The sequence below is a fragment of the Ruegeria sp. CDSA236 genome (assembly GCF_059611285.1).
In genome coordinates, this window is the sequence record NZ_JBXWPG010000018.1 from 1 (window position 1) to 22,405 (window position 22,405).

Annotated in this window: 18 protein-coding genes and 1 tRNA gene; 9 read left to right on the plus strand and 10 right to left on the minus strand. The window is 58.0% G+C overall.

Features of this window, described 5'->3' with window-relative positions:
• Positions 1-340 precede the first annotated feature (340 nt).
• Entirely contained in the window at positions 341-2,542 is a 2,202-nt protein-coding gene (gene katG / locus AC2FLB_RS20105; protein ID WP_496709946.1) for a catalase/peroxidase HPI, read from the minus strand.
• Positions 2,543-2,970: 428 nt separating this feature from the next.
• Between katG and AC2FLB_RS20110 the strand changes: the two genes are divergently transcribed.
• Entirely contained in the window at positions 2,971-4,590 is a 1,620-nt protein-coding gene (locus AC2FLB_RS20110; RefSeq protein ID WP_496709947.1) for a GMC family oxidoreductase, read from the plus strand.
• Positions 4,591-4,594: 4 nt separating this feature from the next.
• Here AC2FLB_RS20110 and AC2FLB_RS20115 read toward each other — a convergent pair whose 3' ends face one another.
• The gene (locus AC2FLB_RS20115; RefSeq protein WP_496709948.1) at positions 4,595-5,440 is read right to left on the minus strand and encodes an SDR family oxidoreductase; all 846 of its coding nucleotides are present in this window, start codon (positions 5,438-5,440) and stop codon (positions 4,595-4,597) included.
• Between the two features lie 89 nt (positions 5,441-5,529).
• On the opposite strand from AC2FLB_RS20115, the gene AC2FLB_RS20120 reads away from it, so the two are divergent.
• Positions 5,530-6,162 (plus strand): class I SAM-dependent DNA methyltransferase, encoded by a 633-nt coding sequence (locus AC2FLB_RS20120; protein ID WP_142637587.1) that lies wholly within the window; start codon positions 5,530-5,532, stop codon positions 6,160-6,162.
• Between the two features lie 6 nt (positions 6,163-6,168).
• Here the strand turns inward: AC2FLB_RS20120 and AC2FLB_RS20125 are convergent, their stop codons facing one another.
• Genes AC2FLB_RS20125 through AC2FLB_RS20135 form a run of 3 tightly spaced genes read right to left on the minus strand, consistent with a single transcriptional unit; the run spans position 6,169 to position 10,120 of the window.
• Complete coding sequence (locus AC2FLB_RS20125; RefSeq protein WP_496709949.1) at positions 6,169-6,948, minus strand: carnitinyl-CoA dehydratase; 780 nt, start codon at positions 6,946-6,948, stop codon at positions 6,169-6,171.
• Complete coding sequence (locus AC2FLB_RS20130; protein WP_496709950.1) at positions 6,945-8,963, minus strand: acetate--CoA ligase family protein; 2,019 nt, start codon at positions 8,961-8,963, stop codon at positions 6,945-6,947. The genes AC2FLB_RS20125 and AC2FLB_RS20130 overlap by 4 nt, the downstream gene beginning before the upstream one ends.
• Positions 8,960-10,120, minus strand: a complete 1,161-nt coding sequence (locus AC2FLB_RS20135; protein ID WP_281973960.1) for an acyl-CoA dehydrogenase family protein — start codon at positions 10,118-10,120, stop codon at positions 8,960-8,962. Before AC2FLB_RS20135 ends, AC2FLB_RS20130 begins: the two co-directional genes overlap by 4 nt.
• A 77-nt stretch (positions 10,121-10,197) precedes the next feature.
• Here AC2FLB_RS20135 and AC2FLB_RS20140 point away from each other — a divergent pair, with 77 nt between their 5' ends.
• Entirely contained in the window at positions 10,198-11,139 is a 942-nt protein-coding gene (locus AC2FLB_RS20140; RefSeq protein ID WP_496703623.1) for a GlxA family transcriptional regulator, read from the plus strand.
• Here AC2FLB_RS20140 and AC2FLB_RS20145 read toward each other — a convergent pair.
• Together AC2FLB_RS20145 and AC2FLB_RS20150 are read right to left on the minus strand one after the other, a co-directional pair.
• Positions 11,136-12,125 carry a sterol desaturase family protein gene (locus tag AC2FLB_RS20145; RefSeq protein WP_496709951.1) on the minus strand — a complete coding sequence of 330 codons (990 nt, stop codon included), beginning with the start codon at positions 12,123-12,125 and terminating at the stop codon, positions 11,136-11,138. The genes AC2FLB_RS20140 and AC2FLB_RS20145 overlap by 4 nt on opposite strands.
• A 12-nt stretch (positions 12,126-12,137) precedes the next feature.
• The gene (locus AC2FLB_RS20150; RefSeq protein ID WP_142637575.1) at positions 12,138-12,893 is read right to left on the minus strand and encodes a class II aldolase and adducin N-terminal domain-containing protein; all 756 of its coding nucleotides are present in this window, start codon (positions 12,891-12,893) and stop codon (positions 12,138-12,140) included.
• 116 nt (positions 12,894-13,009) lie between these two features.
• On the opposite strand from AC2FLB_RS20150, the gene AC2FLB_RS20155 reads away from it, so the two are divergent.
• The 4 genes from AC2FLB_RS20155 to AC2FLB_RS20170 all read left to right on the plus strand — a co-directional run bounded on the left by AC2FLB_RS20155 (position 13,010) and on the right by AC2FLB_RS20170 (position 17,709).
• Positions 13,010-13,885, plus strand: coding sequence for a LysR family transcriptional regulator (locus AC2FLB_RS20155; RefSeq protein WP_496693079.1), 876 nt, complete (start codon positions 13,010-13,012; stop codon positions 13,883-13,885).
• Between the two features lie 143 nt (positions 13,886-14,028).
• On the plus strand, positions 14,029-15,831 hold the full coding sequence (ade, locus tag AC2FLB_RS20160; protein ID WP_496709952.1) for an adenine deaminase: 1,803 nt from the start codon (positions 14,029-14,031) through the stop codon (positions 15,829-15,831).
• Positions 15,828-17,291 carry an AMP nucleosidase gene (locus AC2FLB_RS20165; protein ID WP_496709953.1) on the plus strand — a complete coding sequence of 488 codons (1,464 nt, stop codon included), beginning with the start codon at positions 15,828-15,830 and terminating at the stop codon, positions 17,289-17,291. The genes ade and AC2FLB_RS20165 overlap by 4 nt, the downstream gene beginning before the upstream one ends.
• Positions 17,292-17,421: 130 nt before the next feature.
• The gene (locus AC2FLB_RS20170; protein WP_142637567.1) at positions 17,422-17,709 is read left to right on the plus strand and encodes an HU family DNA-binding protein; all 288 of its coding nucleotides are present in this window, start codon (positions 17,422-17,424) and stop codon (positions 17,707-17,709) included.
• A 431-nt stretch (positions 17,710-18,140) separates the two neighbouring features.
• On the opposite strand, the gene AC2FLB_RS20175 is transcribed toward AC2FLB_RS20170, so the two are convergent.
• Positions 18,141-18,217: transfer RNA gene (locus AC2FLB_RS20175), tRNA-Arg, on the minus strand.
• 115 nt (positions 18,218-18,332) lie between these two features.
• Between AC2FLB_RS20175 and AC2FLB_RS20180 the strand changes: the two genes are divergently transcribed.
• Positions 18,333-19,358: a LacI family DNA-binding transcriptional regulator gene (locus AC2FLB_RS20180; protein ID WP_496690504.1), complete on the plus strand. Its 1,026-nt coding sequence runs from the start codon at positions 18,333-18,335 to the stop codon at positions 19,356-19,358.
• Between the two features lie 3 nt (positions 19,359-19,361).
• Complete coding sequence (locus AC2FLB_RS20185; protein ID WP_496709954.1) at positions 19,362-20,576, plus strand: winged helix-turn-helix domain-containing protein; 1,215 nt, start codon at positions 19,362-19,364, stop codon at positions 20,574-20,576.
• Here AC2FLB_RS20185 and AC2FLB_RS20190 read toward each other — a convergent pair.
• The gene (locus AC2FLB_RS20190; RefSeq protein ID WP_496693083.1) at positions 20,569-21,267 is read right to left on the minus strand and encodes a fumarylacetoacetate hydrolase family protein; all 699 of its coding nucleotides are present in this window, start codon (positions 21,265-21,267) and stop codon (positions 20,569-20,571) included. The genes AC2FLB_RS20185 and AC2FLB_RS20190 overlap by 8 nt on opposite strands.
• A 616-nt stretch (positions 21,268-21,883) precedes the next feature.
• Positions 21,884-22,336 carry a homoprotocatechuate degradation operon regulator HpaR gene (hpaR, locus tag AC2FLB_RS20195; RefSeq protein ID WP_142637561.1) on the minus strand — a complete coding sequence of 151 codons (453 nt, stop codon included), beginning with the start codon at positions 22,334-22,336 and terminating at the stop codon, positions 21,884-21,886.
• Positions 22,337-22,405 lie beyond the last annotated feature (69 nt).

The following is a 22,405-nucleotide window of genomic DNA, read 5'->3' on the forward strand; positions in this document are numbered from 1 at the left end:
GCGTCCGGCCGTCTCTCCAACCCGTCCCACCGTCTCTCCAGTGTGTCACAAGCGCCTCAGCAGCGCCGGTGAAGGGGTATTTACGGATTAGGTCTGGGACCTGCAACCCCCAATCTGAAAAAACTTTGCATTTCTTAACAGAAACTTCTCTAGGTTAATGAAAACAACAGGTTAGCTTAATAATTCTCTCTTCCGAGCCGGTAACGGACCGCACGGAATGGGGGAAAGAACAGCCCCTGGGCGGAATCGTACCCAATGCTGGGTATGCGCCCGGAACCGGGGCAAACAAAACGCCGCCCGAGTCTCCTCAGACGGCGCAAATTCTGCGAAGGTCGCAGGCTTACTTCAGATCGAACCTGTCTGCATTCATGACCTTGTTCCAGGCCGAGACGAAGTCGCAGACAAATTTGCCTTCTGCGCCTGCCTGACCGTAGACCTCGACCAGAGCCCGCAGCTGCGAGTTGGAGCCGAAGACCAGATCGACGCGGGTACCGGTCCACTTGACCTCACCGCTGGCGCGGTCCCGACCCTCATAGACGCCCTTGCCCGCGGGTTTCCATTCGGTGCCCATGTCCAGCAGGTTGGTGAAGAAGTCGGTGCTGAGCGTGCCGACGCGGTCGGTCAACACACCATGCTTGGTGTCACCAAAATTGGCGCCGATCACGCGCAGACCGCCAACCAGCGCGGTCATTTCAGGCGCCGACAGCGTCAGCAGCTGGGCTTTGTCGACCAGAAGCTCTTCGGGCGAAACCGAATAATCCGTCTTCTGATAGTTGCGGAAGCCGTCGGCCTCGGGCTCGAGCACGGCAAAGCTGTCCACATCGGTTTGATCTTGCGTCGCATCGGTGCGGCCCGGGGTGAACGGAATCTCAACCTCCTGACCGCCGGCCTTGGCGGCCTGTTCGACACCCACATTACCGGCCAGAACGATCACGTCGGCCAGAGACACTTTCTTGCCCCCGGATTGTGCGCCGTTGAACGCCGCCTGAACGCCCTCAAGCGCGGTCATTGCCTTGGCCAGCTTCATCGGTTCGTTCGCGTCCCAGTCTTTCTGCGGAGCAAGACGGATACGTGCGCCATTGGCACCGCCGCGCTTGTCCGAGCCGCGGAAGGTCGAGGCCGAAGCCCATGCGGTCGAAACCAGCTCGGACACCGAGAGGCCTGTGGCCGCGATCTTAGCCTTCAGCTCGGCCACATCCGCGTCACCGATCAGCTCGTGATCCACGGCGGGGACATTGTCTTGCCACAGCAGTTCCTCGGCCGGAGATTCCTCGCCGATGTAATTCGAACGCGGGCCCATGTCGCGGTGGGTCAGTTTGAACCATGCACGGGCGAAAGCGTCAGCGAATTCTTCCGGGTTCTCGTGAAAACGCTTTGAGATCGGACCATAGATCGGGTCCATGCGCATCGCCATGTCGGCGGTGGTCATCATGGTTTTGACCTTCTTCGACGCGTCATGCGCCGCCGGGGCCATGTCTTCTTCTTTGACATTCACCGGTTCCCAAATCCACGCGCCCGAAGGGCTTTTGGTCAGGTTCCAGTCATATCCGAACAGCAGGTCGAAATAGCCGTTATCCCATTGGATCGGATTTGCGGTCCAGGCGCCCTCTACCCCTGAAGTGGTGGTATCGTCACCCTTGCCGGACCCAAACTTGTTGATCCAACCAAAGCCCATCTCTTCGATCGGGGCGGCTTCGGGTTCGGGGCCGACCAGATCGGGATCACCCGCGCCATGCGCCTTGCCGAAGGTGTGACCACCAGCAACCAGAGCAACGGTTTCCTCGTCATTCATTGCCATCCGGCCAAAGGTGTCGCGGATGTCACGACCCGAAGCCAGAACGTTGGGCTCTCCGTCCGGACCTTCAGGGTTTACATAGATCAGGCCCATCTGCACTGCGGCCAGAGGATTTTCCAGATCGCGCTCACCGGAATACCGGCTCTGCGGATTGTCGGTCGGGGCCAGCCATTCTGTCTCGGTTCCCCAATAGATGTCTTCTTCGGGGGCCCAGATATCGGCACGGCCGCCGGCAAAACCAAAGGTTTTGCCACCCATGGATTCGATGGCGCAGTTACCTGCCAGGATCATCAGGTCAGCCCAGGAAATCTGGTTTCCGTATTTTTGCTTGATCGGCCACAGCAGACGACGCGCCTTGTCGAGGTTACCGTTGTCCGGCCAACTGTTGAGCGGCGCAAAACGCTGGTTCCCGGTCGAGGCCCCGCCACGGCCATCTGCCGTCCGGTAGGTGCCTGCACTATGCCAGGCCATCCGAATGAACAGACCACCATAATGGCCATAATCCGCCGGCCACCACTCCTGTGAATCCGTCATCAACGCATATAGGTCTTCTTTCAGCGCCTTCATATCCAGCTTTTTGAACTCTTCAGCATAGTCGAAATCCGAACCCAGAGGATTCGACGCCGCTCCGTGCTGGTGCAGGATCGACAGGTTTAGCTGGTTCGGCCACCAATCCCGGTTGGAACGGGTTCCAGCGCCGTGCATCACAGGGCATCCGCCTGCTTTGGGGTTATCACTTCCGTCCATATCGGTCTCCAATCCTAGCTAATATCCGGCGATCTTGCGCAGTGAAATTCGTGGTAATCAAGAACACAGATTCAAGACACGTCTTCCCCATCCAAATACGCTGAGCATCTGGCAAGGGTATCGGTATTCCTGAAGTCCTGACCTAGTCAGAAATAGCAAATTGCATTCATGCATAAAAGTTTTGTTTAATGATGAAAACCATAGGAAATAATTATGAAGAGAACATCCCCGGATCCCGCGCAATCGGAGCAATTTTCAAATCCCTGAATAACCTTGGGTCACATATAGACCACAGCCCTTGTTTTTCATCCGTATGCGACCACTGTCTTTATGAACGACACGAGCGCGGGTTCTTTTGTTCGGATCCGCGCCTAATACAGATTGACTGGCGTATTTGGCTGCCGGTTCCGAAAATTTTTGGAGTCTGAATGCAATTTGATTATGTAATTGTCGGCGCAGGATCCGCCGGTTCGGTTCTTGCCGGTCGTCTGAGCGAAGATCCTGGAATACGTGTCTGCCTTCTTGAAGCCGGAAACGGCGGCAACGGCATGCTTACCAGATTGCCCGCGGCAACAGTGGCCTCGCTGCCGGGGCGGCCGAAAATCAACAACTGGGCATTTGAAACCGTGGCCCAACCGGGGCTGAACGGCCGCAAAGGATATCAGCCGCGCGGCAAGACGGTGGGCGGGTCCAGCGCGATTAACGCAATGTTGTACGTCCGGGGTCAGCGTCAGGACTATGATGGCTGGGCTGAACTGGGCTGTGCCGGTTGGGACTGGGACAGCGTCCTTCCCTATTTCAAGATGTCCGAACATAACGAAGATGGTGCCGACGACCATCACGGCGACAGCGGCCCTCTGCACGTGTCAAACCAGAAACAGCCGCGCCCGATCACGCTTGCCTTTATTGAAGCTGCCGAACAGATGCAGCACCGCCGAAGCCGGGACTTCAACCGGGGCGATAACGAGGGCGTTGGTCTGTATCAGGTCACACAGTTTCACGACCCGTCGAAGAATGGCGAGCGATGCTCGGCAGCGGCGGCCTATGTCTTTCCGGTCATGGACCGCCCGAACCTGACGGTCATTACCGACGCCCATGCCAAAGAGCTGACCTTTGAAGGAAAGCGGGCCACCGGTGTGGTGTACAGGAAAAAGGCCAAAGGTGCGGATATCACTGTCTCCGCCAGGCGCGAGGTTCTGGTTTGCGCCGGTGCACTTCAAACTCCGCAGTTGTTGCAGCTATCCGGGATTGGTGCCGCTGATGATCTGGTCAAACATGGGATCGAGGTGCGGCACGACCTGCCGGGCGTTGGCAAGAACCTGCAGGACCATCTGGATTTCACGCTGCTCTATAAAACCCGGGACACCAACACATTCGGCATCGGTGTCGCTGCCGCACTGAATTTCGCAGGACATATTTGGCGCTGGCGTAAGACCGGCAAGTCGATGGCGGCCACACCATTTGCCGAGGGCGCCGCGTTTCTGAAAACCTCCCCGGATTTGGATCGCCCCGACATCCAGCTGCACTTCGTCATTTCCTTGGCCGATGATCATGCAAGGAAGCTGCATTATGGCTATGGGTTCGGCTGCCATGTGTGCAAATTGCGCCCCGAAAGCCGTGGCACGGTCGGGCTGCACAGCGCCGATCCCTTTGCCGCTCCGGCCATTGATCCGGCTTACCTGTCCGATAACCGCGATCTGGACACGCTGATCAAGGGCGCGCGTATGACCAAAGACATTCTGCACGCGCCGGCCTTCAGTAAATTCCGGCACAAAGCGATGTACGGCATGGATGACGCTCAGACCGATGCGGATTGGGAGCACCATATTCGCGCTCGCGCCGATACGATCTATCACCCGGTCGGAACCTGCAAAATGGGTGTGGATGCGATGGCCGTGGTTGACCCCGAACTGCGTGTGCGCGGGATCGAGGGGCTGCGCGTGGTCGATGCATCGGTCATGCCTACTCTGGTTTCGGGAAACACCAACGCCCCAACCATCATGATCGCCGAGAAAGCCGCGGACCTGATCAAAGCCACCGCCCGATAAGGGCTCAGCCGTCCTTCATCAGGGCCTGCAGTCCAGCGCGGTAATCCGGATACAAAAGCCGGATACCCAGTTCATCCTTGATCCGGTCATTCTTGACCCGCTTGTTTTCATTATAGAAACTTCGGGCCATCGGGGACATATCGGCCTGGTCGAACGGAACCGCAGCGGGCAGAGGCAGGCCTTGCAGCTCAGCCGCATAGGCGATGACATCCTGTGGCGGCACCGGCTCATCGTCACAGACATTGTAAATCGCACCTGGGTTTGGCGATGCCATCGACGCCGCAAGCACCTGCGCGATGTCCGCCACATGGATGCGCGAGAACACCTGCCCCGGTTTGATTATGCGGCGCATTCCCACCCGTTTAAGTTTGGAAAATGGGCCGCGCCCGGGGCCATATATCCCGGCAAGGCGAAAGATGTGGACGGGCAGGCCCGGAATGTCTTGCCATTGTGTCTCGGCCCGGACGCGCCACCTGCCGCGCTCGGCCATTGGTGAAGGAAGGGTCGCCTCGTCCACCCAACCGCCTTTGTGGTCCCCATAGACTGCGGTTGTGGAAAGGTATCCGATCCAATCGAACTGACCTGCGCGGTCAGCGATTTTGTCGCCAAGCGCCGCCAGCACTGGATCTCCGCCCGCATTCGGCGCGGTCGAAATCAACAGATGTGTTACCCCGTCCAAATCAACCGTCTGACCGGGCCAGATCACCGGTTCGGCACCGGATGCGCGGACCGCACCCGATTGCGCCGGATCGCGCGTAGTTCCGAATACGCGCCAACCCGCCGGTTCAAGATGCCGCGACAGGGCCTGCGCCGAATATCCGTGACCGAATGAAAAGAGTGTCTTAACCATATCCTTCTTGATGATCGCCAATGGTCCAAGATGCAAGCACCCGCCACTGGATACTTGATTCGAATCCCCACATACGCCTTTCATGAGTCATGAGTACAAAATCGCCCGACCTGCATGCAGCTTATGCGCTAGACAGCCCCGAGGACCACAAACGGCTTTATGCCGAATGGGCCGGCGACTATGATGACGGTTTTGCGGCGCGCGAGGACTATCAGTTGCATATCCACACCGCCCGCGCCTTTGTCAGCGCCGGGGGACAGGGTCCGGTTTTGGATGTCGGTGCAGGCACCGGGCTTTGCGGTGCGGTACTGGCCGGGTTGGGCGTTGGTCCGATCGACGCCACCGATATCAGCGCCGAGATGCTGGATCAGGCCCTGCGCAAAGACATCTACCGCGACGCGATTGAGGCTGACCTGAACCAGGGCATCCCGGTGCCGCGCGACAGCTATTCGGGCATTGTGTCCTCGGGCACATTTACCCATGGCCATCTCGGCCCCGAGGCCCTGCCCGCGCTGTTGAACGTGGCCCGGACAGGCGCGCAATTCGCTCTGTCGATTAACGCGAAACACTACGAATCTCTGGGATTTGCTGACGCACTGCACCAGCTTGCCCATGGGCAGATACAAAACCTGTCCCTGCCCGAAGTTCGAATCTACGGCGACCTGGCTGCCGGGCCCAACCGGGACGATACCGCCCTTATCGCAATGTTCGAGAAGATCTGAACCCGCTCAGCGCCCTTTCCAGACCGGGTCGCGTTTCTCGGCAAAGGCGCGCGCGCCTTCGAGGTTGTCTTCAGAACCATATAGAATGTCCACCGTCGGCAACTGCCGCCCGGTGATCCGGTTCATGGCATCCTGAAACTTGGAATCTTCGGCGTCGCGCACGATCTCTTTGATCGCCGCGTAAACCAGCGGGGGGCCGCTGGCCAATAAACGGGCCAGTTCCCATGCCCGGTCTAAAAGCTGATCACTTGGGACAATCTCGTTGATCAGGCCCCACCCTTTTGCCTCAACCGGATCGAACCAGCGGCCAGTCAGCAGCAGTTCCATCGCGATATGGTAGGGGATGCGTTTTGGCAGCTTTACACTGGCCGCATCGGCCACGGTGCCCGACCGGATTTCGGGCAGGGCAAAGCTGGCATGCTCTGCAGCGATGATCATATCCGCACTCAGCGCCAGTTCCAGCCCGCCACCACAGGCAATCCCGTTCACCGCGGCGATGACAGGCTTGTTCATATCCCGCAATTCCTGCAGCCCGCCAAAACCGCCGACTCCATAATCTCCGTCCACGGCGTCTCCGTCCGCGGCGGCCTTCAGGTCCCACCCCGGGCAAAAGAACTTTTCGCCACCACCGGTCAGGATGGCCACGCGCAACTCAGGATCATCGCGGAATTCGCGGAACACTTCACCCATGATCCGGCTGGTGGCCAGATCAATGGCATTTGCCTTGGGTCGGTCCAGAGTGACCTGCAGAATCGCGCCATCGCGCTTGGTTTTAACCGGGTTCATATACGTGCCTTTCGGATCAGAGCATCCACGGCCACAGCGCCATCGGGATTGCAGATGAGTGGATTGATTTCAACTTCGCTGACATGGGCTGCATTGGCAATAACATAGGCTTGCACCGCCTCGGCTGCATTCAGGATCGCCTCGGTATCCGCCGCCGGTTTACCGCGATACCCCGCAAGCAACGGCGCACAGTTCAGCTTGCCCAGCGCCTGACGGACCACGTCCCGGGATGACGGGATCAGCACTGAAACACTGTCGCGCAGAATTTCGGTCAGCACGCCTCCTGCTCCTAGCGTCAGAACATAGCCATGGGCCGGATCACGGGTGACGCCGATCAAAAACTCGGCAACACTGCCTTGGGCCATCTCTTCGATCAGAACTTCGTCTGTTCCAAGCTCGGTCGCAACCGCGCTCAGATCGTCCAAGCCGACGCCAAGGCGCACCGCACCGTGTTCGGATTTATGCGCAAGCCCGACGCCCTTGACCGCGAAAGGCGCGGTCAGATTCGATGCAGCATGCGCAGCCTTGTCCGGACGCGTCACTACGGATTGAGGAATCCGCAGACCATGATCTGCCAGCGCCCGTTTGGCTTCTGCTTCGGTCAAGACATGGTCTGCCTCAGCCTGCGAGGGCAACAGTACCGGATCAGCCGGTGCCGCAACCGGCCGCGCGGCGGCCTCAACCGCAGCCAAGGCTTCATGCAGACCGGCAAAGGGCACCACACCGCCGTCCAGCAGGCGCTTCGCCACATCCTCGGGCATCAGTTCGGGCAATGTCGCGGCAACGGCAAAGGGTCGCCCGGTCCGGGCAGCGCAGTTCAACGCCGCTTGGGTGGCGCACTCCCAATCCGACGCGTCGGTATGAGGATAGTCGACAATCGCGATGGTAATGGCCTGTTCTGGCCCGGTCATCGCCGACCACGCGCGGGTCATCGCTTCGGTATCGCGCCATATATAGGTGTGGTAGTCTAGCGGGTTCGCCAACGCCACCATTGGGCCCAAAGCCGCCCGCAGGTCAGTTTTCTGTGCCTCGGTCAAGGGGGGGAAATGCAGATCACGCCCCTCTGACATATCGGCGGCGAGGCTGGCCTCACCACCCGAGCAGCTGATCGTGCTCAACCCGGTGCCGTCCAACCGACCCGTGACATGCAACAGCTTGAGACATTCCAAAAAGCTGGGAATGTCGTCCAACCGTGCGATTCCCAACCGGTCCAGAAACGCCTGCGCGCCCGCATCACCACCTGCCAAAGACGCGGTATGCGAAATCGTCGCCGCCTGCGCATGGGACGAGCGGCCCATTTTCAAAGCAACGACCGATACGCCCCGTCTGCGTGCCTTGTCGGCCAAAGCCTCCCATTTTCGCAGATCGCCAAACCCCTCGATATGAACACCGATAGCGGTGATCCGGTCGTCGTCCAGAAGTGTTGAGGCAACGTCAGCCTGATGTGTCTGCGCCTGATTCCCGCAGGTCAGCATGAACGCCAGCGGCAGGGCCCGGCGTTGCATGGTCATGTTGATTGCAATATTCGAACTTTGCGTCAGGATCGCTACGCCTCGTTCCACCGGTTGCATCCCATGCTGATCCGGCCAGACTGCGACTTGATCCAGCCCGTTGACGAAACCATAGCAGTTGGGACCCAGAACAGGCATTTCCCCGGCGGCTGCTATCAACTGGTCCTGCAGATCCGCGCCCAAATCATCCTCGGCTCGCGCCTCGGTGAACCCCGACGCGAAACAAACCGCACCCCCTGCCCCGATCGCTGCCAGCGCCTGAACCGCCTCGATTGTTGCATGACGATTGATGCCCACAAAGGCCACATCCGGGGCCGTGGGCAAATCCTCGAGCCGCGCAAAAGCGCGCTCTCCGGCCACCTCAGAGGCTTTGGGATGGACCGGCCAGATATCGCCCTGAAACCCGAACTTGCGCGCCTGTTGAATGACTGACGCGCACCAAGCCCCACCACCGATCACGGCAATGGAGCTTGGGTTCAACGCCCGTGCCAGCGCCGTTGTCATGCGCCAAGTGCCCGCAACAGCTCACGACTGATGATGTGACGCTGAATCTCGCTGGTACCGTCCCAGATGCGTTCGACGCGCGCATCGCGCCAGAACCGTTCCAGCGGGTAATCGTCCATCAGCCCCATGCCGCCATGCACCTGAATCGCGGCATCGGTCACCCGCGACAGCATCTCGGAGGCGTAAAGCTTGGCCGAGGCAATCTCGCGGTTTGCAGGCAGCCCTTTGTCCAGCCGGTCGGCCGCTGCCAGCGTCAACAGGTCAGCGGCATCGATTTCGGTGATCATATCGGCGATCTGGAATGACACGCCCTGGAACTTGCCGATTTTCTGACCGAATTGTTCACGCGTGGCTGCATAGTCCAGCGCATAGTCAAAGGCGCGACGTGCGCGTCCGACCGACATGGTCGCCACGGTGATGCGGGTGGCATATAGCCAGGTATTCATCACCTCGAACCCGCCATCGACCTCGCCCAACACCTGACTGTCGGGCAGGCGACAATCGTCAAAATCCAGGACCATGTTCTTATAGCCCCGGTGGCTGACCGATTTATACCCGTCCCGGATGGTGAATCCCGGCGTGCCGCGATCCACAAGAAAGGCTGTGATCCGTTTCTTTGGACCTTTTGGCGTCTGATCTTCACCCGTCGCGATGAAAACGATGATGAAATCGGCATGCTCCGCGCCCGAGATGAAATGTTTGGTCCCGTTGACGACCCAATCTCCGCCGTCTCGAACTGCGGCACATTTCATACCACGCACATCCGAACCTGCACCTGGTTCGGTCATCGCCAGTGCATCCATCCTTTCGCCCCGAACTGCGGGCATCAGATAGCGTTCGACTTGCTCGCCCTCGCAGGCCATCAGGATGTTTTGCGGACGGCCAAAGAAGTGGTTCAAGGCCATCGATCCCCGGCCCAGTTCGCGCTCGACCAGTGCAAATTCCCGATGGTTCAGCCCGGCACATCCGACGCTTTCGGGAAAATTGCAGGCATAGAAACCCAATTCAATTGTCTTGCGCTTGATCTCATCCGCTATTTCCTGCGGAACTTCGCCGGTACGTTCAACCAGCTCTTCATGTGGATAGATCTCTTTCTCGACGAAACTGCGAACAGTCGCGGCGATCATCTCTTGCTCGTCGGTCAGGCCATATTGCATCTGCGGTCTCCACATCTAGGGCTTGCGATATCGTGGCGCGGGTTGCAAAGTTCATCGTGCAGAAATAGACGTTAACCATGCGAAGATGGACAAAATCGCCTGCCGCGATGCAGCAATTCGGGGTTCTGCTTTTTGATGGGTTTTCAAACCATTGCCTTGCCAACACCGTCGAACCCCTGCGCGCGGCCAATTCGCTGGCTGGACGAAAGCTGTATGACTGGGAATTCCTGTCGCTGACAGAAGGGCCGGTCACATCATCCTCGGGGTTGCAGGTTACGCCGCACGCAAGACTGCAATCTGCCCGCGGCGGTACATTGATGGTGATGCCATCATATGGGTTTCGCGCGCATGGCGGCTGGCCGACGCTGACCGGATTGCGATCCGCCGCAAATCGCTATGACGTTCTGGCTGGGCTGGACACCGGAAGCTGGCTGCTGGCGCTGGCCGGACTGCTGGACGGGTATCGCGCCACCATCCATTGGGAAGAGCTGACCGGCTTTACCGAGCGGTTCCCCGAGATCGACGCCCGGCGCGAGCGGTATGTCCTAGACCGGAATCGCATTACCTGTTCCGGCGCCATGGCAGCTTTTGATCTTGTGTTGCATCTGATCGGTCATGACCAGGGGCAGGCACTGGCACTGGAAGTCGCGCAGTTGTTCATGACCCGCGATTCCGCTCGGTCGCATTCCGGAGGGGTCGGGGCAACCAGTGGGTATGTGAACAAGGCCTTGGCATTGATGCAGGAAAATCTTGAAACCCCGCTGCCCATTACGGATATCGCCCGACAGGTCGGGCGCTCACACAAGGCATTGTCGACACGAATGCAGGCCGAACTGGGTGCGGGTCCGGCCCAGGTCTATCGCCGCTTGCGCCTGAATTTAGCGCGGAAGCTGGTGGCAGAAACCGACCTGACTGTCAGCGAGATCGCCCTGCGGGCCGGATACGATGATCCCAGCGCCCTGACCCGCGCCTTCCGAGCCGAATTCGGGATCACCCCCCGTGCCCTACGGGTCGGCTAGGTATACATCTGCTTTTTATAAGCCCGCGTGCGCGTCGTCGCCTCGGCTGAGCCGTCATGATAGGTGCCAAACCACTTGTCGAACGGGATCTCTGAGGTGCCATAGTTGCACTCGAAATACCGGTGATGCAGCTGGTGGAAAAAATCGCCTGCGCGGGCGGCCTCGGTCTCCCCGGCTTTCAGCTTTTCGAACCCGGAATGGGACAGAACCGGGCTGACCTGCTGGAAATAGGCGTGGAATAACAAATGTATCGGGTGCGACGGCACGATCAGGTGGATGAAATAGGTGGTGAAGTACAACAGGTTCTCAAACCAGTGATTTGATATCCCCGACCACGGCCCGATATTGACGTTGCGGTGATGCACGGCGTGGACATGTTTATAGAGCTTGGGGTGATGTTCCAGCCGATGCACCCAATAGAAATGCAGCCCCGACCACATGGGGATTAGCGACATCCAGATCACAAACCAGACCGGTGCGGCGGACCATGTGACCGTGGGGACATAGCCATTTGCCATCGCCCAATAGATCCCCCATTGGTAAATCGTGGCGACACTCATGGCGCTGCCCAGGGTCCACCAGATATTGTCCCAGACCTGATTGCGAAAGGTGAAGGTCCCGTTGTCCCGGGTCAGATCCCGGCGGTCGAACTTCTTGTACATGCCCTGCCCTTTGCGCATGTACAGCCACCAATGCAGCCCGCCCGCGACCAGAATCTGAGGCACCATGTTCAGCAACCAGATTCGGAACATCCAGCCGGGCTGGAAGGTCTTCATCGTCTCTAAACCCGGGAAAAACAGCACATAGACCGTTGCAGCAAGCCCCATGCACAGCGTCAGAGAAGTAATTTGCAGCCACGCGCCACCATACCACCTTAACACCGCTGATGGGCGGGGTGGCCAGTTGAACAACGGGTTCAAAGCCACCGGCCCCTGAGGGTGATAGTGCCAGCGGGCTGCTTCGGGATTTTGATCAGAATCCGTCATCCGGGTATCTCGTCAGCTTGCGTAATCCGAGCCTTCAGCATCCAACAGCGCCTTGATCTCACGCAGATGTGCCTCGGCCTGATCGGGATAATCTTCCAACTCTTGCGCGGTCTTTTCCGCAATCTCGTCTGACAAAACGCGCAGGGGTTGGCCGGTCTGTAAGGCACGGATATACGTTTCGGCAGCGCGCTCGAAATAATAGAGTCTATTAAAGGCATCTGCCGGGTTACTGCCCAAAATCAAAACCCCATGATTACCCATGATCATGACTTTCTTTTTTGGGTCTGCCAGCATGGTTGCGCAACGTTCCCCCTCGCTTTCGAAAGCAAGTCCACCAAATTCGTGATCGACCACATAACGGTTGTAGAACGTAGTGGTGTTCTGATCGATCGGCGGCAATGTGCTGTCGGCCAACGAGGCCAGAACCGTGGCAAAGATGGAATGCACATGCATTACACAGCGGGCATGAGGACAGTGCCGGTGAATCGAACCATGCAGGCCCCAGGCAGTTGGGTCCGGTGCGCCGGGTTGGGTCATGACATCAGCGTCTTTGGCATCCAGAAAAAGCAGGTTCGATGCTTTGACTCGTGCAAAATGCATCTGATTGGCGTTCATCAAGAATTGCGTGCCGTCCTGATTCACCGCCAAGCTAAAATGGTTTGCAACCCCTTCGTGCATATTCAGACGTTCAGCCCATCGAAATGTGGCCGCCAGATCCACACGCTCAGGCCAATGGTCAATATTGGGGCGCAAGCTGGCAACGCTCATTTCCGTCTCCTGTCAGCGGATTGCTTGATTGGAAAATCGTGCCCGCAGTAGAAAAAATTGACCAACGAAAAAATCGCGCCTATTTCATAAGCTGAACTAATGGCCAGGTTATGCCCATGCAAAAACAGCTGCCCCCGTTGGGTTGGCTTCGGACTTTCGAGGCCGCGGCCCGCCACCTGTCCTTTACCGCGGCAGCGCGCGACCTGAACATGACACAAAGTGCAGTCAGCCAGCAAATCAAGTCGCTTGAGGCCTATCTTGGCCAACCGCTTTTCCTGCGCCGTCCCCGCGCACTTGAACTGACCGGGGCCGGGATCAGCTATCTCCCTGTCGTGCGTGAGGCATTTCGCACATTACTGCGCGGAACGCGGGCCGTGACCGGGGCCCAGCAGAACGCGGTGCAGGTACAATGCAACATCACTTTTGCGGTCAACTGGCTGGCCCCCCGCCTTCCAATGTTTCAGGCTGAACACCCGTCTGTACAGCTGAACATATTCACCGAGTTGTGGGAGCCCCGGGAAATGGCGGAGGGGGCTGCGGTAGAAATTCGGTTTTCGCTCAGACCTTCGGACACGGTGCGAACCGAACTACTGCGATCCGATCATTATTATCCGGTTTGCGCGCCTGGCTATGAGGTTTCGCTGGATACACTACAGCGAACCCCCTTGTATGACTGCTCAAACCTGCTGTCGAATTGGCAGAATTGGATCGAAGATCAGGGTCTAATTTGGGAAAATCCTCCGATCACATATTCCACCACCTATCTGGTCAGCCTGTCGGTTGCGATGGCCGGGGGCGGCTTGTGCCTGACGCATGACACAATCGCGCGCGACTTGATTGATGAAGGTCGATTGGTTGCACCATTCGAATATCGCGCGGTTGTGCCAGAGGCTTATTACCTGTTGCTGTCGCCTCAGGCAGAAGAGTCACCAGGAGCGATTGCCTTTGCCGAATGGGTCCGGCGCGAGATTGCGAAAACGTTCCCTGGCTAGGCCGTGGCTCTCCTGCCTAGCATAGCGGCTCTTAAGGGACCTTCACGGGGCTAGGCACAACAGCGCTGACGCGCTGCATGACGGAATCATGATAACTGCCGAGCAGGGGTTGCACCTTTCCGTGCGTTCGGGAAAGTTGGGCCATGGAATTCACACCTTTCCCAAGCTGGCCCGATACCGCCCCCCGTTTGATCGCTGTCGCCGCAGGGCGTCAAGCCGCTGACCTTGTTGTCCGCTGCGGGATCTGGGTTAACGTGCACAGCCGCGAAGCCCTGCCCGATCATGACATCGCGATTGTCGATGGACGTATCGCCTATGTTGGCCCCGATGCTTCGCACTGCGTCGGCCCGAACACCCGGATCATCGAGGCAGAGGGGCGGTATATGCTGCCCGGCCTGTGCGACGGGCATATGCATATCGAATCAGGAATGCTGACCCCGGCCGAATTTGCGGGGGCCGTTATCCCTCATGGCACGACAAGCATGTTCACTGACCCGCACGAAATAGCCAACGTGCTGGGCCTGGACGGCGTTCGTATGATGCATGACGAGGCGCTGATGCAGCCCGTTAACATTTTCACCCAGATGCCTTCTTGCGCGCCATCGGCGCCAGGGCTTGAGACCACCGGTTATGAGATCACCCCCGAAGACGTGGCCGAGGCGATGAACTGGCCGGGCATCATCGGACTGGGCGAGATGATGAATTTCCCAGGCGTCATTCATGGCGATCCCAAGATGCTGGCCGAGATTGCCGCGACCCAACGGGCAGGGAAAACCGTTGGCGGGCACTATGCTTCGCCTGATTTAGGGCCTGATTTCGCAGCTTATGTCGCAGGCGGCCCTGCCGACGACCACGAAGGCACCTGCGAGGCCGATGCCATCGCGCGGGTGCGTCAAGGGATGCGGTCGATGATGCGATTGGGATCGGCCTGGTATGACGTGGAAACTCAGATCACCGCCATCACCGAAAAAGGGCTGGATCCGCGCAACTTCATCCTGTGCACGGATGATTGCCATTCTGGTACCCTGGTCAATGAAGGGCATATGAACCGCGTGGTGCGCCATGCGATTGCCTGCGGCTGTGATCCGTTGATCGCGTTGCAGATGGCGACCATCAACACAGCCACGCATTTCGGGTTGGAGCGCGATATCGGCTCGATCACGCCCGGGCGCAGGGCGGATATCATCCTCAGCTCGGACCTGAAGGACCTGCCCATCGAGCTTGTCATAGCGCGCGGCCAAATCGTGGCAGAGGACGGCAAGATCACTGTGGACTGCCCGCATCTGAATTGGCCTGCAGCCGCTCGAAACACCGTGCATCTGGGCCATGCCCTGACCAGCGCGGATTTTCAGATCGAGGCCCCTAAGGGGGCGAACCGCGTTCAGGCCAATGTGATTGGTGTGGTCGAAAACCAGGCCCCGACCAAAGCGCTAAAGGCCGAACTGCCCATCATTGGCGGCCTGGTTGAAGCCGAGGGTGAGGTCTGCCAGATTGCGCTTGTCGAACGCCACCGCGCAACGGGCGGGGTCACAAATGCCTTTGTCTCGGGGTTTGGATATCAGGGGCGCATGGCAATGGCTTCGACCGTTGCCCATGACAGTCACCATATGATTGTTGTTGGGACCGACCGCGAACAGATGGCCCTTGCCGCAAATCGGCTGGCCGAGATCGGCGGTGGCATCACGATTTTCCGAGACGGTGAGGAACTGGCGCTGGTGGAACTGCCCATCGCTGGACTGATGTCTGATAGCCCGGCAGCCGAAGTGGCCGCCAAGGCCGAACAAATGGTTCGGGCCATGCAGGCCTGTGGCTGTAAACTGAACAACGCCTATATGCAGCACTCATTGCTGGCCCTGGTGGTGATCCCGGAATTGCGGATCTCGGATGTCGGGCTGGTGGATGTGCGCAAATTTGAAAAGATCGATCTTTTGGAACCCCTTGCATGACAATAATACGAGCACCTAAGGCCCCCGCGCCCGAGAACTTCACCGATCCCGCAGCCGCGGTCGCAAGGTTGGAAGAACTGTACGAGCAAGCCACCAGCTTCCTGTGCGAGAACTTTGCCAATGTGATCGAGCACGGAGCACCAACTGAACGCTTCAGAGCCTATTACCCGGAAATTCGCATCAAAACCTCCTCCTATGCGCGGGTCGACAGCCGGCTAAGTTTCGGTCACGTCTCGGAACCGGGCATCCACTCGACCACTGTAACGCGGCCAGATCTGTTCCGGTCCTATTTGACCCAACAGATTGCCCTGCTGATCAGAAACCATGACCAGCCGGTCACGATCGGGGCCTCGGACACACCCATTCCGGTTCATTTCGCCGTGGCCAACAATCCTGATCTGATAGTTCCGCATCAGGGCGCCGCCGGATTTACCCTGCGCGATGTATTCGACGTACCGGACCTGACAACCACTCATGACGACATCGTCAATGGCGTCCATGACCACGAGGAAGAAGACGGCCCGCTGTCTTTGTTTACTGCGCAAAGGGTCGACTATTCACTGGCCCGGCTGGCGCATTACACTGCGACTGATCCCAGTCATTTCCAGAACCATGTGCTGTTCACCAACTATCAGTTCTACGTCTCGGAATTCGAAAACTATGCACGCGCGCAGCTGGCCGAACCAGACAGTGGCTATACCAGCTTTGTCTCGACCGGAAATGTCGAGATCACCACCGAAGGCGGAGCGCTGGAACAACCCCTGAAGCTGCCGCAGATGCCAACCTATCACCTAAAGCGGGCGGATGGATCGGGTATCACGCTGGTCAACATCGGCGTCGGTCCGTCGAACGCCAAAACCGCGACCGATCATATCGCCGTGCTACGCCCGCATGCCTGGCTGATGGTTGGCCACTGCGCCGGGCTGCGCAACACACAGGCATTGGGCGATTTTGTTCTGGCCCATGCCTATCTGCGCGAAGACAAGGTTCTGGATGATGACCTTCCAGTCTGGGTGCCGATTCCGCCTTTGGCCGAGGTTCAGGTTGCGCTGGAACAGGCTGTAGCCGAGGTCACCGAGCTGGAAGGTTATGAGCTGAAACGGGTCATGCGCACAGGCACCGTCGCTTCGGTCGATAACCGCAACTGGGAACTGCGCGACCAGTCCGGCCCGGTACAGCGGCTCAGCCAATCACGGGCAATCGCGCTGGATATGGAAAGCGCCACCATTGCCGCCAACGGCTATCGGTTCCGTGTTCCCTATGGCACGTTGCTCTGTGTTTCAGACAAGCCGCTGCACGGCGAATTAAAGCTTCCTGGCATGGCCTCTGCCTTCTATACCACGCAGGTCAGCCGCCATCTCGCGATCGGAATTCGTGCGATGGAGCACCTGAGGGGCATGCCGCTGGAGCGCCTGCACAGCCGGAAATTGCGTTCCTTTGATGAAACGGCCTTTCTCTGAAGCAAAAAAGCAACGAATTCCCCCTATTTTTAGGGTTTTCGACGCTACTATTCGTTGTGTTCACCTACAATATCCCGTTACAGTTACGCGGTGAGGCCCTATTTATCGGGCACGTTAAGGAGACCAAGAAATGGCAAAGCCTATGACAAAGACTCAGCTGGTTGCTGCTCTCGCTGAGGAAATGGGAACCGACAAGAAAGCTGCGAACACTGCGCTGGAGGCCATGACCGGCCTGATCACCCGCGAAGTGTCGGCGGGCGGCGCGGTGACCCTGCCTGGTGTCGGCAAAATCTACTGTCGCGAGCGCCCCGAGCGCATGGTGCGTAACCCTGCCACCGGCGAGCAGTTCAAGAAAGAAGCCGACAAAGTGGTCAAAATGACCATTGCGAAGGCGCTGAAGGACAGCGTGAACGGCTGATCCCAGCTTTCACTGCAAAACGATCAAGGGCCGCCGCTTGGGGGCCCTTTTTCTTTTACCCCCCTATTGAAGCCAGTTTTTTGTAAGGCTTTGGGAGGCCGGCCGTGGTCAGCCTGGTGTTATGCAATCTGAGATCAGCGAAGAATAAATCTAGCGCCGCGCTCATTGGCTGGGTGCGCAACAGGACCGGTGGCCTAAGCTGGCGAATGCCACAAATTCGCGAGGCTGGCCCCGTCACAGAGCAAGAACGGACAATATCCGGTCGACTTTCGGACCAGTAATTTGTTTTGCCGCACTCGCCCCAAAAGAAATTCATTCTCGGCGATGGATGTTTTGATTGGCTCATCCGAACCAATTATTCGTCATGTGTCACCTTTCGAAGCGAATGAATTGTCTAAAGTTTGGAAAATAAATGATTTCATTAGATAACTTGGCGACCCCGGCAGGATTCGAACCTGCAACCTGCCCCTTAGGAGGGGGCTGCTCTATCCAGTTGAGCCACGGGGCCGCGCAAAACTCTCTGTAGCGTGGTTTTTTCGGGTTGTCATCGGCTTTGAAGGACAGTTGTAAAATGCGTCCTGTTCACGCTACCATCGGACAAAACAACAATGCAGGTGCACCCCGTGACCACAGAAAACAAACGCCCGCTCACCCTTCGTGATGTTTCTGAAGCGTCCGGAGTGTCTGAGATGACGGTCAGCCGGGTTCTGCGCAATCGGGGTGACGTGTCGGATGCGACCCGCACACGCGTTCTGGCCGCAGCAAAAGAGCTGGGATACGTGCCGAACAAAATCGCTGGTGCGCTTGCCTCAAGCCGGGTGAACCTTGTGGCGGTGATCATCCCGTCGCTGTCGAACATGGTGTTCCCCGAGGTGCTGACCGGGATCAATCAGATTCTTGAGGATACCGAGCTACAGCCAGTGGTCGGCGTCACCGATTATTTGCCCGAAAAAGAGGAAAAAGTCCTGTACGAGATGCTCTCGTGGCGGCCCTCGGGCGTGATCATCGCCGGATTGGAACATACCGATGCCGCACGCGCTATGCTGGATTCGGCGGGGATTCCGGTGGTCGAGATCATGGACACCGATGGTAAGCCGGTGGACGCGATGGTCGGGATATCCCATCGCCGCGCTGGACGTGAGATGGCACAGGCGATCCTGAAAGCGGGCTATGAACATATCGGCTTTATGGGCACCAAAATGCCCCTGGATCACCGCGCTCGGAAACGGTTCGAAGGCTTTACCGAAGTGCTGGGCAAGCATGGGATCGAGATCGAAGACCGCGAGTTCTATTCCGGCGGCTCGGCCTTGGCCAAAGGCCGCGAGATGACTCAAGCCATGTTGGAACGCTCACCGGATCTGGATTTCCTGTATTATTCCAACGACATGATTGGTGCTGGTGGATTGCTGTATCTGTTGGACCAGGGGATAGACATTCCAGGCCAGATCGGTTTGGCAGGGTTCAACAATGTCGAACTGTTACAGGGCCTGCCGCGCAAGCTGGCCACAATGGATGCATGTCGACACGAGATTGGGCGCAAAGCAGCCGAGATAATCGCCGTTCAGCTTTCCGATCCCGCTTCCGAGGTCGAAAACCGCATAACTCTGACCCCCAAGATCAGTTATGGCGATACGCTGAAACGCCGCTGACCCATGGCGATGCAAAGGCTGAACAATCGGGCGGCCCGCGCCCTGTTCATGGACCGGCACGCGCTGGCAGAACAGCCAAGCGGGGCTGCGAAAGGGTCTGACCTGCTCGAATTGATCAGACGTCTGGGATTTGTTCAGCTGGACAGTATCAACACGGTCGCCCGCGCCCATGACATGATCCTGTTTTCGCGCAGGCCCGCCTATCGCGCCAAAAACCTCAAGCATGTGTATGAACGGGATCGCGGGCTGTTCGAACATTGGACCCATGACGCGGCCGTTATCCCGATGGAGTTCTACCCCCATTGGCATCTGCGGTTTCAACGCGACGCCAACCTGCTGAAATCGCGCTGGAAAAACTGGCGGAGGGATGGGTTCGAGCAGCAGTTCGAAACCGTCCTGCAGCATATCCGCGATCATGGGCCGGTTTCCTCATCGGATGTGGGAAAAGACGAAAAGAAGGGCTCGGGCGGCTGGTGGGATTGGCACCCGTCGAAAACCGCGCTGGAGTTCCTGTGGCGCTCGGGCGCGCTGACGGTGATCGGCAGGCAGGGGTTTCAGAAACGCTATGACCTGACCGAACGGGTGATCGAGACGCATCTTTGCCCCGGCAATATGCCTTATGACGCCGAACAGACCGTGGATTGGTTGTGCCATGCGGCACTTGACCGGCTGGGGTTTGCGACCTCGGGCGAATTGGCGGCGTTTTGGGATACGGTCAGCACCGCAGAAACCCGAAGCTGGTGCAAAACCGCCTTGACCGAGGGCCATGTCGAAGAGATCGAGATCGAATGTGCCAATGGTCAGGTCAGGAAACTGTTTGCACGCCCGGATGTTGCTGAACAAGCCGCGCAGATCCCCCCAGCGCCGGGTCGGATCAGAGTGCTGAGCCCGTTTGACCCCATGCTGCGTGACCGTGACCGTGCGCAGCGGCTGTTTGGGTTTCACTACCGGATCGAGGTGTTTGTCCCCGCCCCGAAACGCACCTATGGCTATTATGTTTTCCCGCTTCTCGAAGGCGACCGGCTGATTGGCCGGATCGACATGAAGGCCCATCGCGATCAGTCGGTGCTGCGGGTCAGCGCCCTGTGGCCAGAACGAACAGTACGGTGGTCAGATGCCCGCACGCGCCGCCTACAGGCCGAACTGGACCGGGTTCGTCGCTTTGCCGGGTTGGATGACATAGAATTTGCCGAGAATTGGCAAAAAGACCCTATTTAGGGTCTGATATACTCAATTTGACCGGCTGCAACCCGTCAATCTCCCCCTCCAGTGAATCTCCGGGCTGAACCGGTCCTACACCAGCCGGCGTTCCGGTCAGGATCAAATCCCCTGGTCGCAGATGATAATAGCCGGACAAGTGACTTATGATCTCGTCAATCGACCAGATCAGCTCATCCAAGGTTGCGTCCTGCCGGGTTTCGCCATTAACGCGCAAAATGATGCGTTTTTGCGGGTCGGGTTGCCAATCGCTCACGCGGGTCAGAGGGGCAAATACGGCTGCATTCTCGAAATCTTTTCCAAGATCCCAAGGGCGCTGTTTGTTGCGCTCGCGAATTTGCAGATCACGTCGGGTCATGTCCAGGGCGCAGCCAAAGCCAAACACCGCTTCCTGCACCTGAGAAGTATCAGCTTGAAAAACCGGCTTTCCGATTGCAACAGCCAGCTCCATCTCATGGTGGAAATTTTCGGTCCCCGGAGGGTAAGCCGTCGTCACCCCAGACAGGACCGCGTTTGCAGCGGCCTTGGTGAAATAGAAAGGGGCCTCACGGTCGACCTCATGTCCCATTTCAGCCGCATGTGCGGCATAGTTCCTGCCCACACAAAAGATTCGCCCAACCGGGTATGTGTCGTCCTCGCCGGTAACCGGCAAAGCGATCGGATCAGGAATAGAGAACAGGCTACCCATCATCATGCCGCCATAAAACAGGTTAGTTAAAGTGGATATTAAAGGGCATAAACCAGAGCAAGTCGCAATCCTTGCAAACCCGCACGCCGGTTTTTGCCGACAATTCGGGGATAATTCGGCACAGGCTTGCCCAAATCGAACCGGTAAGCCTGCGCGTGTTTCAAAATTCGCAGACATGGCTACTTATGGCGCTGGGCTTACTTTCAACATGCGGCTGAAAACACGGCGACAGCTCATTCAGTTTTTAGCCGTTAAACCTTGGAAAACCGCTGTATCGCGCTAGCTTGTTGCTAACAGAAAGCGTTCAGCACTGAGACGTCACCACTCACAAAGGCGGCGGACCACCAATCCTCCGCCTTCTTGCGAAGACACCCGCGTGGACGGCAGAAATCGCTGAAATCCGGGTGCGAGTATTCAGAGGACCACGGCCAAACACCCATCCCCCTGGGTAAGTTTGCGTCTGAGAAAACCCGATTTTCGGGATCTGATGTTCTCTGAAACGTTGCCGGATCGTTTGAACACCCCTCGTATCCGGCTGTAGGCCAGGCACATGGTCCACTCGGGCCTGGCCACTCCGCCAGAGAGGTCACAAAGGCCCTCTGGCGGGGCCCACACACTGTTAGTCCCGAGAATCTGATTGTAATTTCAACTGGTGCAGATCGTTGAGAAGATCCAGCAACGCCTCATGCCGCTCTGGTCCCAGCGTGTTGCGGATTTCTTCAGCCAAAAGCAACGTATAGTCGATGTTATCCCGGATAATCCCTGCCCCTTTGACCGTGATCTCAACAATCTGCCTGCGCTTGTCGACCGGATGGCTTTTCCGCACGACAAGGCCCTTGGCCTCAAGCTTTTGCAGAATGCGGGTAAGGCTGGGCAAAAGCAGACAGGCACGGTCAGCAATATGGGTGGGCTCTTGCGGGCCTTCCTCTTCCAGCACCCGCAGAACCCGCCATTGCTGTTCGGTTACGCCCGCCTCGACAAGCATTCTACGGATAGGCCCCATAACCCGTTCCCTCGCGCGCAGCAGCGCAATAGGCAAAGACCGGGACGTCAATGGAATTTCATGAGCCATGTTAAATTCTGGCCGAATTCGGTTCATTCTTCAACTGACCTTTCCGTGTTCGGGATTCCAGGCATTCAT